Below are 17,299 nucleotides of genomic sequence, written 5' to 3'. Positions count from 1 at the left end.
GGCGCAGCAACTTTGGACGCCCGGAGGGTAAAAGGCTATGGATAAGCTTTACCACTATATTCTCAAGAGAGCTACCGAAGGAAAAATTGAAAAAGAAGATGCGATCCGCATGGTCACGCTGCTTAGGCAGGCGCAGGCAGAGCAGGAGGAGAGCCGCAAGGAGGACATCGCCATTATCGGGATGGCCTCCCATATTGCCGGCACTGACTCTTCGGAAGAGTTCTGGCGGCAAATCGCCTCCGGCGTTGATTTAGTAGGAGCTTTTCCGAAAGAGAGAAGCGCTGACATTGACGGCTACCTGACCCATATGCTGGATGAAATGGGCTGGGAATTAAAATATTCGCCGGGTGCGTATATGCACGATATAGCTTCCTTCGACTACAGCTTTTTCCGCATTACGCCTAACGAGGCCGCTCTGATGGATCCTTCCCAGCGCATCTTCTTGCAAACGGCCTGGGAGGCGATAGAGGATGCTGGCTATGGCGGGAATAAGCTTGTTGGAAGCCATACAGGCGTATACGTCGGCTACTCCAGCAGCTCGAGCTATCATTCCATGATATTGGAAACCGAGCCGGAATCAGCAGCAACGGCATTAACAGGCAACATTGCCGCCATGCTTCCGACGAGAATTTCCTACATGCTTGATTTGAAGGGGCCAACGCTCATTTTGGATACAGCCTGCTCTTCCTCGTCGGTTGCGATTCATCTAGCCAGCAAAGCTATTCATAACGGCGATTGCAAAATGGCGATTGCAGGCGGCATCAGGCTTAATCTTCTGCCGATCGATAACTCGGGCCTCAAGCTGGGCGTTGAAGCGGTGGACGGACGAACACGGACGTTTGACGCAGAGGCCGAAGGTGCTGGCTGGGGAGAGGGCAGTGCTGCTGTTTTGCTCAAACCGCTTAGCCAAGCCGTTAAGGATGGGGACCGGATATATGCTGTTATAAAAGGGAGTGCCATTAATCAGGACGGCACTTCGATCGGTATAACCGCTCCCAATTCGGCTGCCCAGGCTGAGGTTCTGCTTAAGGCGTGGCAGGACGCAGGCATTGATCCAGAGACGTTGTCTTACATTGAGGTGCATGGAACAGCAACGAGGCTTGGCGATCCGCTCGAAATTGAAGGGCTGTACAGGGCGTTCCGAAAGCATACGAACCGCAAGCAATTTTGCGCAGTCAGCACCGTTAAGACGAACGTGGGCCATTTGTACGAATGCGCCGGCATTGCCGGTGTCATCAAAGCCGCTATGTCGTTAAGGCATCGCAAAATACCGGCTACGGCCCATTTCAACCGCCCTAATGCAACGATTGGCTTTAGCGATTCGCCAGTCTATGTCAACACCCAATTGCGGGAGTGGGAGGCTGGAGAGCATCCACGCAGAGCGGGCATCAGCGCCTTCGGCCTGAGTGGAACCAATTGCCATATCGTTCTGGAGGAGTATGCTCCGCCGCAGCAGTCGGAGCACGAAGACGATGTATACGCTGGGCTGCCTCATATCCTTGCGATATCGGCCAAAAGCATCGCGCCGCTGCTTGGAATCGTATCTGGCTACGAGCAGTACTTAAACCGTGAAGCGCAAATTCCGCTGCGGGATTTATGCTATACGGCTAACACCGGCCGGGGGCATTATGCGCACCGCATTGCCATCCTTTTCGAGGATGCCGCCGACCTAATGCGCAAAGTGGCTCTGTTAGCAGACCATTCTCTTGATGAAACCATTCATGATGATATCCGCTATGGCAGGCATAAGGTCGTCTCCGGCAATAAGCAGGTTCTGGCTGAAAATGAAATTAAAAAGCCGGAGCATGCGGAGCTGACCCGCACCGCTGCCGAGAAGGTCCGGCAATTTATCGGCACCGGAAAAAAGGACAAGCAGCTGCTTCATGACATTGGAAGCCTGTATGTCCGCGGCGCGGATGTCAATTGGGAGGAGCTGTATCAAGGCGAGGCCCGCTGCAAAACGTATGCGCCAACCTACGCCTTTGAGAAGCAACGCTGCTGGCTTGAGCTCAATATGCCGCAGCGGAACGGCAATGATACTGCTGAAGCTTCGCTGCACTACGCCATGCAGTGGCGCAAGTGCGGCAGAAGGCCTGAACCAACCGGCATTGAAGGAGCCGCCATCGTATTTATGGATGCGTCGGGAGTCGGGCAGACCATTGCTGCATCCTTGCGGGAAAGCGGCAGGCTCGTTATCGAGGTGAAGCTTGCAGAGGATGATGGACCCTTTGGCTGCAAAGCAAATTCTAGCGGCGAAGGATACGAGATTGACGGTTCCAAGGCAAGCTATTTCCAGCTTATGCAAGCATTGAAGGATGTGCCGTTTGGCCAAATCATTCATCTTTTGGCGCTGGACGCACATGATGCCAGCGATACGCTGGAGACGCTTAAACGGCGGCAGGCAAGCGGTGCCTACAGTTTGTTTTATTTGACAAAAGCGCTGGTGCAGGCGGGAATTCAGCAGCCGCTTGCGCTGCATATCCTCACTAGAAATGCTGTAGAAGCTACCGGCGCAGAGAAGCTGCTTATACCCGATCATGCTCCTGCTTACGGCATGGGCAAGGTTATAGCCAAGGAGCTCTCAAATGTGTCATGCAAATATATGGATATAGAGGAATCGGTTCCGCTTGCGCAGCTTATCGGAGAGCTTCAGGCGAATGACGTGTACGGTGTCGCGCTTCGAAATGGTGATAGATATACGGAAATATTTGCTGAGCTGCGGGACGAACAGTTAGAAATCAGCCGCCGCTTGGATTTGCAGGAGCAAGGGGTATACCTGATTACAGGCGGCTTAGGCGGCATTGGGCTGGAAGTGGCAAAGTGGTTTGCAGCTCAGAGCAAGGTCAATTTGGCTTTGATTAGTCGTACTCCGCTGCCGCCGCGCTCGGAATGGCAAGCTGTTCTAGAAGGCAGCGCGGCTTCAGACAAGCTTAGAAAGCGGCTTCGCATAGTGAAGGAGCTGGAGAGGCTTGGCGCGACGGTAGAATGCATCAGTGCCGATGCAGCCGACTATAGTGCTATGGAGAAGGTCATTGCTGAATTGAAAAGCAAGTATGGGCAAATACGGGGCATCGTGCACGGTGCGGGCGTCTCGAATGACGGGCCGCTTGCTGACAGAGGCGATGATATGTTCAATGCCATCTACGCTCCGAAGGTGTACGGCGCATGGGTGCTAGATGCGCTTACGCAAGACCAGCACCTTGATTTCTTTATTATGTTCTCGTCGGTCGCGACCATGTTCAGTGCTTTCGGACAGGGGGATTACGCGGCAGCCAACGCCTATTTGGATGCTTATGCTCCTTATCGGCAAAGAAGAGGCGGGCGCACGCTTACTGTGAACTGGACGACGTGGAAAGAGACCGGGATGGCCTTTGATGGCGGGCACGTATTCGATACGATTTTCAGGACGCTGCCGACCGAGCTAGCGCTTGAAGGCTTCGCTTCCTTGCTGCAAACCGGTGCAAGCAGAGCGCTAATAGGACAAATCCACTACGATGGCGCAGGTGCTATGCTGCTTGAACGCTCCGGTGTAGCTTGCTCCGATTCGATTCGGAAGCGGATTGCGGCGAAGAAAGACAGCAAGCGGAAGCAAAGCGGCGGCAGTGTGCAGAAGAAGGAACGCAGCGCGGATGGCGTTGTCCTGCTTGGCCGGGAGGCCGGCAGCTACTCTGAGCTGGAGCAGAAGCTTGCCTTATGCTGCAAGCTTGTCCTCGGCTATGAGGAGATCGACATCTATGACAATTTCTTTGAAATGGGTGCAGATTCACTCGTATTAATGAAGCTCCAGGGCGAGATTGAGACGCATACGTTCGAAGCAGTGACGATCAGCGATCTATTCGAATATTCGACTGTCGTTCAATTGGCGGAGCATTTACAAAAGCAATCCGCCAGTCGGACCCCCGTCCGCTCGAGCCAGTATCCGCCAATGCAGAATGCAGCTATTAAGCCGTACTATCCAGCATCCCATGCCCAGAAGCGCATGTTCCTTGGGTTTAAACGGGAGCCGCAGCTCACTAGCGCCAATCAGTTCAGAGTTTCAGTGCTGAACATCCGGGTGGAGCCCGAGCGGATGGAGCTGGCTGTGCGCCGCATGATTGACCGGCATGAGGTGCTGCGAACGGCTGTTACGAGCATGGATGGGGAAATTGTCCAAGTGATCAGGGAGCAAGTCCCATTCGAGATGGGCTATTGGGAAGCAGAAGAGGCAGAGGCGAAAGACATTATTAATCGGTTCAAGCAGCCGTTTAATTTGAATGAACCGCCGTTTTTCCGGCTTGGCCTCGTGAAGGTCGAGGAGGAAAAATATTATCTGCTGTACGATGCCCACCACATTATTACGGACGGCGTATCCATGGAAATTTTTATGCGGGAGCTTGTCCAGCTGTACAAAGGTGAATCGCCGCCTGCCCTGCCGTACCAGTACAAGGATTATGTGGAATGGCAGCTCTCCTTCATGCAGACGGAGCAAATGAAGCGCCAGCAGCTTTACTGGGAAGAGACGTTTGCGGGCGAAATCCCTGTGCTGCGGCTGCCGACAGATCAGCCAAGGCCCGAGCATTTTGTTTTTGAGGGCGGTATCGTCATGAGCTTGGCTGACCGTGAGCTGACGGAAAAGCTGAAACAGCAGTCAAGCGTATCCGGAGCGACGATGTATATGCTGCTGCTCGCCGCTTATGCCGTGCTGCTGTCCAAGTATTCTGCACAAGACGACCTGGTCATCGGATCACCGGTTACGGGACGGCCAAAGCGGGAAATGGACAAAATTCTCGGCATGTTCATCAATATGCTGGCGATGCGGGTGGCTCCCCGTAAGGAACTGACCTTCTTAAGCTGTTTGGAGCATATAAAAGCAAGCGCAGTGCAAGCTTTCGACAATCAGGATTATCCGCTTGACGAGCTGATCCATCATTTGAACGTAAAGCGAAGCGCGAACCGCCACCCGCTGTTCGATACGGTGTTTATTTATCAAAATGTTCCTGTTGATGAAAGGGCGATTGGCCATTCTATCGATGAAGTTTATAATCTGACCGATTATGAACTGACGCTGGAGGCTATGGAGCAGGGCGGAAAGCTTCGGCTGAGGCTGGAGTACAACACGCGGCTGTATGATCGGCAGACAGCGGAGCGAATGCTGAAGGATTACTTGAGCATTCTTGGGACTATCGCCAAGCAGCCCGATATCCTTCTGCAGAACATTGAACTGGCCAGCGGTAAAACCGAGGAGCCGTTATATGAGGATGATGAGGAAATCTCCTTTAATTTTTAGGCGGGCATTCCCATCAACCATGTAGAAAAGAAGGGAGGGAATGGATATGGATTCCTATTCGGAAAATATGCTGTTGACGAGCGGCAAATGGCAGCAGGAGAGAGAGTATTGGCTTAGCAAGCTTGATCCTTCCGCTGAGCCGAATGCGTTTGAGGGCGACCTCAAGGATGCTGGCTTGCGCCCGGGTGCGGTCGATTTGGTCAAAGGCCAGATTCCGCCTGAATTGACCGAACGGCTGCTGCCCTTATGCAGGTACTCCCAGCAAGGCTTGTATGCGTTTTTGCTGTCAGGTGTACTCTATTTGCTTCATCGCTATACGGGGGAGCGAATCGTGACCACCGGCATGCCATCCGGACAACAAACGGCAGAAAACACTGCCCCCAACCGGCTGATTGCCCTGCAGGTGCATGTCGATGAAGCATTGCCGTTCAAAGAATATATACAGCAAGTTAGCCAAACGGTGCAGGAGGCAAGGAAGTACAAGCACATTCCCTTCCAAGCCATTATCAGGCTGCTTAAGCACAATCCCGAAGCAGCAGTCCCTGCCTTCAAAACGGTCGTTGCCCTGAATACGCTGCATGCTCCTTTATACATGCAGGACTCGAAAGCTTCCGTTACCTTTTATTTCATTATGGAGGGGGATCGCCTGCAGCTGGAGCTGCTCTATGAACGTTCCATGTATTCGCAGCGATATATGGAACGGATGTTTGATCATTTTGTCGGTTTTCTGGAAGAGGCGATCCAGCAAACGGATATTCCGCTGAACCAGATACGCTTGCTTTCACAAGGGGAAATAGAATCGCTTGAGCGGTTAAATCCGGCCGCTATACGTTATCCAAAGGATAAAACGGTACATGAGCTGTTTGACACCCAAGCGATGAATACTGCAGATTGGACCGCGCTTCGTTTTGGCGGGATGGAGCTTACTTACGGGGAGCTTAAGGATCGTTCGGACCGGCTCGCTTGCCTGCTTCGCAGCAAGGGCATTGGAAGGCAGCGGGTTGCCGCTGTCATGACGAATCGGTCTTTGGAAATGATGATCGCGATTTTGGCGGTGTTGAAGGCCGGGGGCGCCTATTTGCCCATTGACCCGGCTTATCCGCCGGAACGGATTAGCCATATGCTGGAAGATAGCGGCGCAGGCGTCCTGCTTACACAGGATGGATTGATCAGCCGTGTTGATTTTCAGGGGGAAACCGTCAATCTCGACGACAATCGGGTATATGGAGAGCTCGATCCTCTGCTGTCTAATGTGAATGACCCGGAGGATGCCGCTTATTTAATCTATACGTCCGGTTCTACTGGCCTGCCGAAAGGGGTGCTGGTTCCGCACAGGGCAGTCGTTAATTTTATAACGGGCATTACGGGCCGAATCCCGGCCTTCACAGAAGGGAAAACCATTGCTGCCGTTACGACGCTATGCTTCGATATATTCGTGCTGGAGACGCTCCTGCCGCTGACGCAGGGACTAATTGTCGTCATTGCGGGCGAGGAGGAGCAGCATAATCCGGCATTGCTCCAGCGGTGGCTTGCGCACAATCGGATCGAGCTGCTGCAGGCGACGCCTTCCCGGATTCAACTGCTGCTGAACGATAAGCCGGCAGAAGCTGGCTTGGAACAGCTAACGACGCTTATGGTAGGCGGGGAAGCCTTCCCCGATGAGCTGCTTCACCAGCTTCGGGAACGGTGCGGAGGGGCCAGCATTTACAATATGTACGGCCCGACGGAGACGACGGTTTGGTCTTCAGTAAAGGATGTGACGAGTGCGAGCAGCATAACGCTAGGGGCACCTATCGCCAATACGCAAATGTATATTGTCGACCCGCTTCTGCGTTTGCTGCCGGAAGGCGTGGCTGGGGAGCTGTGTATTGCCGGAGACGGCGTCGCGATCGGCTACTGGAAGCGGGAGGAGCTGACGGCTGACAAATTCGTGCCATGTCCTTATGGAAACGGTGGGAAGATGTACCGGACAGGCGATCTGGCACGAAGGCTGCCCGGCGGGGATATTGAGTTTCTGGGGCGCATGGATCATCAAGTGAAAATTAGAGGGTTTAGAGTCGAGCTGGGCGAGATCGAATCTGCCCTATTAAGCCTAGAGCAGATAAAAGCGGCTGTGTGCATTGCACAGGAAGATGGCGAAGGAAGCCACATTCTTTGCGCCTACTATGTTTCCTCGGCGGCTCTGTTGGCGGATGGCATAAGAAGCGCAATAGCTTCCCGGCTGCCCGACTATATGCTGCCCTCATTCTATATTCCGCTGAGCGAGCTTCCGTATACACCAAACGGAAAAATAGACCGGAAGCAGCTGCCCAGCCCATATGAAAAGGTCAGCGGACTATCCATCGGCGAGCCGCCAGCAGATGAGAAGGAGGAGAAGCTGCTCCGCATTTGGAAGGCAGTGCTGGAGGTAGAGACGGTTGGCGTAACCGACGACTTCTTTAATGTCGGCGGCCATTCGCTAAAAGCGTTGAAGCTGGAGGTCGAGCTGGAGAAAGCTGGGTTTTCCTTCGAAAGCGAGGAGATTTACCGCTACCCGACGATTAGGGGCTTTCTGCGGCGGATGAATGGCGAAGGAGCAGGGGCAGCAACCTTTTCGCCAAAAAGCCGAGCTGCATTTGAATCTGAAGCATTCGCTAGTGCAGCATTGCTGACGCTCAAGCATGATGAACGGATCCAACCGTTTAACGATTTATTTTATAAGGAGTGTTTCTATCACTCGCTGTTTCCCATTTTGTCCTACTACCAGCAAAGCCTGCTGCCGATTCTTGCCAATGATACGGTTATCTATCGATATGATGAGGATACGGTTCACTTTCAGGTAGATTACGCAGCGGCAAAGCCAATAGAGCAGCTTTTGCTAGGAATAGGCATTCGGACGGAAACGAGAACGGTCGGCCATTCCGTTATTGAGGAGCTCAAGCGAGCAGTCCTCAGCAATAAGCCGGTTATTGTGCGAATTGACTGCTACTACGCCTCAAACCGGGCTGAAACGTACAAAAAGCAGCATTGGCCGCATTCATGGCTCGTATTCGGCTTTGATGACAGCAAGCAGATGTTCGGCGTCATAGAGCATGACCATATTGAAAGGCTGACCTATGAGAAAAGATGGGTGAGCTACGAGGATGCGCTGCAGGGGCATCTTGGCTTTATGGACCATTTTGGAAGCGAAATGCCTGTTTATTATGAATTTTCAGCTATTCATACCAATGATGTAGTGCCTGAAACAGATAGCTTGCTAGAAACGACTGCTTCCGCCGCGGCACATCGCCAGCAGCTTCTAGACAGCAGCATGCAGTCGCTGTACAGCTTTCTGGAGAAGGTTAAACAAGCGCTGCGGGACGGGCAGCTGATCAAAGATTATGGCGAAAGCTTGCTTGATACACTTAATCAAATCGTAAATGCCAAGCTCGTAGACCTATATCGCTATGAGAAATTAGCTGGTGAGTATACTCAGCTGCAAGGCGCGGTTGAAGAGAGCCTGGAAGCTTGGAAGCAAATTCGTGCCTTAGTGGCAAAAGCGGTGTTTGCCGCCAAATTAAGCGCCAAATCTGCCGTTATGCTGAACCAGCAGCTGGACTCGGCACTCGCGCTGGAACGCGAATACGCGGCAAAGCTTGTGGGCATGCATCCCGAGACGTTTGAGCTGGAAGGTACCCAATCGACTTACTAGACAACATTTTGCTAGCCAGCAGGAAGGCTGTCTTGCAATCGTGCTGGCCGGCTAGCTGGCTAGGGAGCAGACCTATTAAAATCCAATGAAGAAAGAAGTGGAGCTCGCTGTGAAAATCGGGGTAATCGGAGCAGGTGTAATGGGAAGAGGGGTTGCCCAAGCGCTCGCCCAATCAGGCTCATCGGTGGTGCTTGTAGACATTGAGCAAGCGAAGCTTGAACAGGCGAGGGAGGAAATTGCCACCCAGCTGCGATTCCGTGGGCTGTTCGGCTCCTCGGGAAACTTGGAGGCTTCAGAGCAAATTATGGACCGCATCGTGTTTACGACGGAGCATCATAATCTCAGCGACGTCAGCTTTGTCATTGAGAACGCTACGGAAAATTGGGACGTCAAGCGCAGCATTTACGAGCTTATTGATGGCATCTGCCAGCAAGATTGCATTTTTATGATTAACACGTCCTGTATCTCTATTACAAAGCTGGCCGCTGTGACCACACGTGCGCCGCAGGTTATCGGCACTCATTTTATGAATCCGGTGCCAACCAAAAAAACGGTCGAGGTCATTCGCGGTTTTCATACCTCTGAGGAATGTATCCGAGCGGTCGATGGGCTTATGGGCAGCATGGGCAAGGAAATGATCGTCGTTAACGACTATCCGGGCTTTGTATCCAATCGTATTTCCCATTTGTTTATGAATGAAGCTGCTTATGTCGTGCAGGATCAGGTGGCGTCCGCGGAGGAAGTCGATGAAATTTTTAAAAAATGCTACGGACATGCGATGGGGCCGCTTGAAACGGCTGACTTGATCGGTCTGGACACGGTCGTACATTCCTTGAATGTCCTTTATGAAAGCTATCAGGACTCGAAGTTCCGCTGCTGTCCGCTGCTTAGGAAAATGGTCGACGCGGGGCTGCATGGCCGCAAAAGCGGTCAAGGGTTTTATACGTATTAATGCGTAATCATGCATGCTAATGCATGCTATTGACTGCTAATGAATGGATTTCGTACTAGATTAACCCGAATCGGGATGAGGAGAGTGCCAATAATGGAAGAGATGAAAGTTAAAATCAAGAAGTTTTTATCGCGGTTTTTCCGCAAGCATGAGCTTGGGGACGATGAGGATATTTTCGCATTAGGATTTGTCAATTCCCTGTTCGCGATGCAGCTGGTTATGTTTCTGGAGAAGGAATTTGCGCTTACTATCGATAGCCGTGACATGGATTTGGACAACTTCCGCTCCATTAACCGGATGGTCAGTCTGATTCAAGAGAAAGCAGCGGTTGATCAGCCATCTTCGCAAGTATCAGGAGGTTAAGAATGAAAATTGAACTGACTCCAGAACAGGAAAATTGGCAAAATGAGTTCAGCGCGTTTGTTGATAGCGAAATGGTGCCGTTAGCTGATCTCAATGACAGCGAGGAGCGTATTCATCCAGATATGCTTAGGAAAATGGCAGAGGCTGGCTATCTAGGATCGATGCTGCCCAAAAAATACGGTGGTATGGAGCTGGACAACGTCACGCTAGGCATTCTTAACGAAGAGGCGGGTCGCGGCTGCTCGTCCGCAAGAAGCTTGTTGACCGTTCACGGAATGGTGTCCCTTGCTATATTGCGCTGGGGAACTGAGCAGCAGCGCTACAACTGGCTGCCCAAGCTTGCGACCGGCAGCGCATTGGCAGCATTTGGACTAACGGAGCCAAACGCCGGCAGCGATGCCAAGAGTATTGAAACAACGGCCGAGTTAGACGGGGACGAATACGTATTGAATGGCCGCAAAAAATGGATTACTATCGCGCAAATTGCCGATCTGTTTCTCATCTTCGCTAAAGTGGGCGGCCAGCCAGCGGCATTCCTCGTTGAGCGGGAGCGAATCGGGGTATCGGTATTGCCCATGTCCGGCCTGCTCGGTGCAAGGGGATCTATGATTGCCGAGGTCGTGCTTTCCGACTGCCGAATTCCGCAAGAGAATTTGCTTGGCAAGCTCGGAATGGGACTGACGCATATCGCGCTGCCTTGTCTCGACTACGGCAGGTACACCATAGCGTGCGGTTGTGTCGGTTTGGCGCAGGCCTGTCTGGAGGCTTCTCTAGAATACGGCAGCACTAGAGTCCAATTTGGACGACCGCTTCGGGACAATCAATTGATTCAGAAGATGATTGCCGAAATGGCCGTACAGGTGAAAGCGGCTAGAATGCTTTGTTATAAAGTCGGATATTTACGCGATAGCGGCGATCCCGACAGCATTATGGAAACGTGGACGGCCAAATATTTTGCTTCAACTATGCTGGGCAAAATCACCAGCGATACGGTGCAAATTCATGGTGCGAACGGCTGTCATAGCGGCTTTCCGGTTGAACGCTATTTCCGCGATGCCAAAATTAATGAAATCATCGAGGGAACGTCGCAGATGCATGAAATGCTGATTGCTGAGCAGCAGTTCGTGACCAGCCGCCGAGCAGGGCGGACAATGGCTCAAACAGCCAATTCATAAGGAGATGAATGCCTGTGGCGTACAATGTTGAGGAGAAGAAGGACACGGCCAAGCGTAAAATCAAATGTGTCGTGTGGGATTTGGACCATACGATTTGGAATGGTATTTTAATGGAGGATACTACCGTTGAGCTGCGAAGCGATATTGTCAACGTCATCAAAACGCTGGATGAGCGGGGCATCCTGCAGTCCATTGCCAGCCGCAATGAGCATGAAGTGGCGATGGAAAAATTGAGAGAGCTCGGCATTGATCATTATTTCATCTACCCTCAAATCAGCTGGAACCGCAAATCTTCTTCAATTAAGACAATCGTCGAATCGATTAATATTGGGATGGATACGATTGCGTTTATCGATGATCAGCCGTTTGAGCGGGAAGAGGTCAGCTTCAACCATCCAGACGTCCTGTGCATAGATGCTGCCGACACAGAAGGGCTGCTTGAAAGGCCGGAATTTAATCCAACCTTTGTTACCGAGGACTCCCGGAACCGCAGAAGCCTGTACATGAGCGATATCGTACGCAATGAAGTTGAAGCCAGCTTCGATGGCTCACAGGAGGATTTTCTCGCTTCGCTGGGTATGGTGTTTACGGTTTCTTCGGTTGAGGGAGACGATTTGAAGCGGGCGGAGGAGCTGACGGTAAGAACTCATCAGCTGAACGCAACGGGTTACACGTATTCCTATGAGGAACTGGATGCATTCCGCCATTCACCGAACCATAAGCTGTTTATTTCCGAATTGGAGGATAAATACGGCACGTATGGCAAAATCGGCTTAACGCTGCTTGAATGCAAGGATAATATTTGGACGCTTAAGCTGCTGTTAATGTCATGCCGTGTCATGTCCAGAGGCGTAGGCAGCGTTATGCTTCAATACATCGCCAGGATGGCGCATGACGCGGGAGCGGTACTGCGCGCTGAGTTTGTGCCTACAGACCGTAATCGCATGATGCTGCTTACGTATAAATTTGCCGGATTTAAGGACGTGGAGGAGCGGGACGGACTGCTCATTTTCGAGCATGATGCTGCCCATCTGCAAAGTGCTCCAGACTATCTCACCTTAATCAGCCGTGTTGAATGAATGGATGAATAAACAAAACAGGTTCACGATGAACATCGGCTAGAGGGTATAGCTGAAAGCAGGATAGCAGGTTAGGTGGTCGTGCGTGCCTGTTTACGGAAAAAATACGGCTAATATGATATTGGAGGAAGTAATAATGGAAAAAATGGCGTTTCTGTTCCCGGGTCAAGGCTCTCACTTTGTCGGCATGTCGAAAGGTCTTTATGACCAATATACGATCGTGAAGCAAACGTTCGAGGAAGCTAACGATGTGCTTGGCTATGATTTGGCAAGGCTCTGCTTTGAAGGCTCGCTTGCAGAGCTTTCCAAAGCAAAAAATGCCCAGCCTGCCATTCTCGTATCAAGCGTAGCCAGCTTCCGCGTTTATATGCAGGAGATTGGTATAGTTCCGCAATTTCTTGCCGGGCACAGCCTTGGCGAATATGCGGCGTTTACTTGCGCGGGAGCGATTCGTTTTTCCGATGCGGTGAAGCTGCTGCACGAACGGGGAAAAATGACCGACGAGGTCGCGTCAAGCGATGTTGGAGCCATGTCCATTATTGATGGCGTTGAGCGCAAGCTGGTTGTGGATGAGTGCAAAGCGATGGAGCAGGAGGGCCGTCAGGTTTGGGTGTCCTGCTATAATACGCCGAATCAAACCGCGATTTCCGGGGAAAGCGACGCGGTTATGGAACTAGAGGATAGGCTCGCGAATCATGGCGGGCTGGCAACGCCGCTGCTTGCGAGTGCTCCGTTCCACTGCAGCTTTATGCAGCCGCTGGCTGACCAATTATTGGACAAATTGTCCGGGCTGGAGTACGGTTTTTTCAAATATCCGGTCATTACGAACCGCAATGCCGAGCCGATGGCACATTCGGAGAAAGTAGCGCAAAATCTTGCGCTGCATTTAACTAGCCCGGTACAATGGGAACGTACGATGCAATATTTTAAACATAAGGGCGTTACACTTACGGTTGAAATGGGACCTAAAAATGTATTGACCAATATGGTGAAGGCGAACGTGGATGGAATTGAAGCGCTTTGCTACGGCACGAAGGAGGATCGCAAAAAAATCGAGCAAATTTTAGCCGCATATCCGGGTCTAAGAAAGCATATCCCGACGATTATTACGCGAAGCCTGGCTGTCGCAGTAGCTACCCTTAACCAAAACTGGGATAATGAGGAGTACCAGGAGAAGGTTGTGAAGTCGTACCGCAAAATTCAGGAGATCCAGGATCGTCTTGAGGAAACAGGGGAGAAGCCATCTTTGGAACAAATGAGAACAGCGCTCGATTTGCTGAAAATCATTTTGGATACGAAGAAGGTTTCGGTAGAAGAGCAGACACGCTGGTTCCATCAAATTATTGACGAGACTGGCATGTATTATGAATTAAACGACTATCTTGCTCCTTCACGTCTAGCAGAAAAAATTTCCCGATAGGAGTTTATCCATGATAGAGGTTTATATGCTGCGGCTGGATGAGAGGAAAGCTGCGGCGCTTTACCCCGATATGCTGAAATACGTTTCAGAAAGCAAGCAAGAAGCTGTCCGCCGCTTTCGCCGGCCGATTGACGCTTACCGATCGCTGACGGGTGAGATTTTGGCCCGTCTTGCGATTAGCAAGCGGTGGCAGTTATCAAATAATGAGCTTTCTTTCTGCAAAAATGAGTTTGGCAAGCCGCTGCTAGATAACGCTGCCATCGACTGCGAGTTTAATGTGTCACATTCCGGAGACTGGGTAGTCTGCGCCTTCGGCGACTGCCCGGTCGGAATTGATGTTGAGCTCATGAAGCCGCAAGACTTGTCGATAGCAGAGCGGTTCTTCGCTCCGGTTGAATATGAGATGCTGATGAGTTTGGCTGGAAATCGCCAGCTCACGTATTTTTACCAGCTGTGGACGTTGAAGGAAAGCTATATCAAGGCAGTAGGCAAAGGAATGTCGATTCCGCTTGACTCCTTTTCTTTTTTAATCAAGGAGGATGGTGAAGTGGCGGCAAGCCTTGAAGCAGGGGCGTCTGCCGCTTATTTTACGCAAACCTTTGCAGATGATGATCATGCGCTGGCACTATGTACCTTCCAGCAAACGGAGCCCATCTTTAAAGAACTGGATTATGAGGAGCTGGAAAGCCTGCTTTCCATGCTCCATTAATTATTAACAGCTAGCTGCTTATAGGAATATAACTTGCCTGGAGGAGATAGAGCTGATGCTGATGAAAGACCGTACCATTGTCGTATCAGGCGTTGCCAATGAGAAGAGTTTAGCGTGGGGAGTTGCTAAATCGCTTCATCGAGAAGGAGCAAGGCTTGTGTTTACTTACAGAAAGGATAAGTCTTTGCGTAAACTGACGAAGCTGCTTCAGGAGCACGGCATAGAGGCGGCAGCTATTGTCCCATGCGATATACTGAATGATGCGAGCATTGAAGAGGCATTCAGCGCCATTGGAGAACAGGTCGGGACGATTCATGGCCTCGTGCATTCCATCGCCTATGCGGATCAACTTCAAGGTGAATATATTGACACGACGAGAGAAGGCTACCTGCTGGCGCAAAACGCCAGCAGCTTTTCATTAGTGGCCATGGCCAAGCAGGCCCGCGGCTTAATGAAAGAGGGAGGCGCCATTGTGACGCAAACCTACATAGGGTCTGGTCGTGTCGTGAAAAATTATAATGTCATGGGCGTTGCGAAGGCTGCGCTCGAAGCGAGCGTTCGCTACTTGGCTGAGGATTTAGGCAAGCATGGCATTCGTGTGAATGCCGTCTCGGCTGGACCGGTGCTCACCTCGGCAGCTTCAGCGATTGCTGATTTTCAAGATAAGCTGACGGCCATGGAGCAGCAGGCGCCGCTGCGGCGCAATATTGATCAGGATGAAGTAGGCGATGCGGCGATATTTTTGCTAAGTCGTCTTTCGAGAGGCATTACTGGTGAAGTTCTCCATGTCGATGCAGGCTGTCATATTTTTTAGGGCAGCAGTCTAAAAGGGCCATTACACAACGGATGGAGGCAGGTCATGTCAAGAAAAGCGCTTTACCTTCAGGAACCGGAAGTTAGCACGTACACCCCATACGGAATCTTGTTTTCCATCATAAGCGAACCGCTATGGCGGTGGGTATTCAATAATTTTATTCAAATCAGATATGCTTATTTATGGGAAATGTTCGCTTTTGACAATCACCATATCCTTCTCAAAATCTGTCCCGGCCTATCCTATAATCAGCTTCCTCGGGCCATAGTCATTGCCAAATGGGGAAAATCATTAAAGGATGTCATTATCGAGTCGATAGATCTTGGCTATTATGTACATATTTTCGTAGACCGGTATTATATATCCTTGACAGATTCGTACAAAAATGGCCATCATATGCATGAGCTATTAATTTACGGATATGATTTGGACAAGGATATGGCGCTTGTCGCAGACAACTTTGTGGAGCAGTTTATAGCGGCGGAATGCCCTTTTTCGGAGCTGGAGGAGGGTTATTGGCGTGTGTCCGATGAATACGATTTCTATACAGAAATTCGCTTTTTGAAGCGCAACACAGACTTTGAATGCCATATTGACATGGCACAAATCGCTGCAGGCATGCAAAATTATTTATACTCCAAACCTACGTTTGATATGGTGGTGGAGCAGCAGTTCGAATTTGGATTTCAAGCGCTGCAGCGGCTTCTTACAGATCCACAGGATATGGATACCTCATCATCTGAATATAGAAAATTTGACCTGCGTGCGTATCACCTGCTGTATGAGCACAAACTTTTAATGGAGAAGCGCCTTGCCTATTTGATGGATCATGGACATATGCTATACGATCAGCAACTGCTGGACACCAGCACGGATTTGAAGCAGCGGTACTTGTCCTTGCGAAATTTAGTAATTAAATACAGATTTAAAGAGGACGAGAAGCTGCCCCGCAGCATCTATGCCAAGCTGCAGGACAATTTGGAGCGGGAGGAAGCCTTTATTTTAAGCTGTTTGGAGAAGATGAAGGCTTAGGATGTACCCCTATCAAAAAAACGCCCAAGGCATCGACCTTGGCGTTTTTTTTCAGTATATTTTGTACATATCAGAAGACTAGCAAACCTCGTAGATTCAGGTCATACTATTTTTAAGGAGCATAATCTCAAACTGATTATTATGAATAAGGAGATCTATACAATGAAATATGAATTACAACATGCATTTTGGCTTAATGAACCGAAAAAGTATGCCGTGGAACCGCATAAGGTTGCGATTACGACGGAGCCGGGAACCGATCTTTGGCAGCGCACCTATTACGGTTTTCAAAATGATTCTGCACCTGCTTTATTGCTGAAAACAGCCGAACCCTATTTCTCGTTTGTCGTGAAGACGGAATTTGACAGTAAGCATCGTTATGATCAGTGCGGCGTCATCCTTTATCAGAACAGCGAAAACTGGTTTAAAGCGTCTATTGAATTTGAAAATGATAACTATCAACGGTTAGGAAGTGTCGTCACCAACCATGGATTTTCGGATTGGGCGACAACGGACATACCGGCAAATGTAAAGGCGATGTATTACCGATTAAGCCGTCGTGTAAGTGATTATTGTATTGAAAATTCATATGATGGAATCACTTATAAACAAATGCGAATATTCCATTTGTTCGAAGGTGGAGAAGAAATACAATTTGGCGTTTATGCTTGTAGCCCGGAACAATCATCTTTTGAAGCTATATTTAGCGAGTTAGAAATGACAGAATGCAAGTGGAAGATGCATCAATAAAAGGAATAAGGTTGCCGTGCTTACTTGGAAAACACCCCGAAATCCATAAGGATTCCGGGGTGTTTTTGA

11 protein-coding genes are annotated in these 17,299 nt (G+C 50.4%); all 11 read left to right on the top strand.

From position 1 onward, the window contains the following. The first annotated feature begins 37 nt into the window (after positions 1-37). The 11 genes from BBD42_RS25605 (at position 38) to BBD42_RS25555 (ending at position 17,230) form a co-directional block, all read left to right on the top strand. Entirely contained in the window at positions 38-5,266 is a 5,229-nt protein-coding gene (locus BBD42_RS25605) for an SDR family NAD(P)-dependent oxidoreductase (protein ID WP_099520465.1), read from the top strand. Positions 5,267-5,312: 46 nt separating this feature from the next. Further along, entirely contained in the window at positions 5,313-8,936 is a 3,624-nt protein-coding gene (locus BBD42_RS25600) for a non-ribosomal peptide synthetase (protein WP_172455625.1), read from the top strand. Positions 8,937-9,021: 85 nt separating this feature from the next. Further along, a complete protein-coding gene (locus BBD42_RS25595) occupies positions 9,022-9,888 on the top strand; it encodes a 3-hydroxyacyl-CoA dehydrogenase family protein (RefSeq protein WP_099520463.1) in 867 nt (288 codons plus the stop codon). Positions 9,889-9,981: 93 nt separating this feature from the next. Further along, entirely contained in the window at positions 9,982-10,251 is a 270-nt protein-coding gene (locus BBD42_RS25590; RefSeq protein WP_099520462.1) for an acyl carrier protein, read from the top strand. Positions 10,252-10,253: 2 nt separating this feature from the next. Further along, positions 10,254-11,426 carry an acyl-CoA dehydrogenase family protein gene (locus tag BBD42_RS25585; protein WP_099520461.1) on the top strand — a complete coding sequence of 391 codons (1,173 nt, stop codon included), beginning with the start codon at positions 10,254-10,256 and terminating at the stop codon, positions 11,424-11,426. Between the two features lie 14 nt (positions 11,427-11,440). Beyond that, positions 11,441-12,505 carry an HAD-IIIC family phosphatase gene (locus tag BBD42_RS25580; RefSeq protein WP_237163233.1) on the top strand — a complete coding sequence of 355 codons (1,065 nt, stop codon included), beginning with the start codon at positions 11,441-11,443 and terminating at the stop codon, positions 12,503-12,505. Between the two features lie 136 nt (positions 12,506-12,641). After that, positions 12,642-13,925, top strand: coding sequence for an ACP S-malonyltransferase (fabD, locus tag BBD42_RS25575; protein ID WP_172455624.1), 1,284 nt, complete (start codon positions 12,642-12,644; stop codon positions 13,923-13,925). Positions 13,926-13,935: 10 nt separating this feature from the next. After that, a complete protein-coding gene (locus tag BBD42_RS25570) occupies positions 13,936-14,634 on the top strand; it encodes a 4'-phosphopantetheinyl transferase family protein (RefSeq protein WP_099520458.1) in 699 nt (232 codons plus the stop codon). A gap of 55 nt (positions 14,635-14,689) precedes the next feature. After that, complete coding sequence (locus tag BBD42_RS25565; protein ID WP_099520457.1) at positions 14,690-15,448, top strand: enoyl-ACP reductase FabI; 759 nt, start codon at positions 14,690-14,692, stop codon at positions 15,446-15,448. 45 nt (positions 15,449-15,493) lie between these two features. Next, entirely contained in the window at positions 15,494-16,480 is a 987-nt protein-coding gene (locus BBD42_RS25560) for a cysteine peptidase family C39 domain-containing protein (RefSeq protein ID WP_099520456.1), read from the top strand. 162 nt (positions 16,481-16,642) lie between these two features. Beyond that, complete coding sequence (locus BBD42_RS25555) at positions 16,643-17,230, top strand: DUF1349 domain-containing protein (RefSeq protein ID WP_099520455.1); 588 nt, start codon at positions 16,643-16,645, stop codon at positions 17,228-17,230. Positions 17,231-17,299: the final 69 nt, after the last annotated feature.

The organism is Paenibacillus sp. BIHB 4019 (genome assembly GCF_002741035.1).
GTDB lineage: Bacteria > Bacillota > Bacilli > Paenibacillales > Paenibacillaceae > Pristimantibacillus.
Note: the sequence above shows the minus strand (reverse complement) of the source record. Positions and strands in the feature narration are given on the sequence as shown.

Coding starts and splice junctions, on each gene's coding strand:
- BBD42_RS25590 (WP_099520462.1), top strand. CDS start 9,982: ATGGAAGAGATGAAAGTTAAAATCAAGAAGTTTTTATCGCGGTTTTTC.
- BBD42_RS25555 (WP_099520455.1), top strand. CDS start 16,643: ATGAAATATGAATTACAACATGCATTTTGGCTTAATGAACCGAAAAAG.
- fabD (WP_172455624.1), top strand. CDS start 12,642: ATGGAAAAAATGGCGTTTCTGTTCCCGGGTCAAGGCTCTCACTTTGTC.
- BBD42_RS25560 (WP_099520456.1), top strand. CDS start 15,494: ATGTCAAGAAAAGCGCTTTACCTTCAGGAACCGGAAGTTAGCACGTAC.
- BBD42_RS25600 (WP_172455625.1), top strand. CDS start 5,313: ATGGATTCCTATTCGGAAAATATGCTGTTGACGAGCGGCAAATGGCAG.
- BBD42_RS25565 (WP_099520457.1), top strand. CDS start 14,690: ATGCTGATGAAAGACCGTACCATTGTCGTATCAGGCGTTGCCAATGAG.
- BBD42_RS25595 (WP_099520463.1), top strand. CDS start 9,022: ATGAAGAAAGAAGTGGAGCTCGCTGTGAAAATCGGGGTAATCGGAGCA.
- BBD42_RS25585 (WP_099520461.1), top strand. CDS start 10,254: ATGAAAATTGAACTGACTCCAGAACAGGAAAATTGGCAAAATGAGTTC.
- BBD42_RS25605 (WP_099520465.1), top strand. CDS start 38: ATGGATAAGCTTTACCACTATATTCTCAAGAGAGCTACCGAAGGAAAA.
- BBD42_RS25570 (WP_099520458.1), top strand. CDS start 13,936: ATGATAGAGGTTTATATGCTGCGGCTGGATGAGAGGAAAGCTGCGGCG.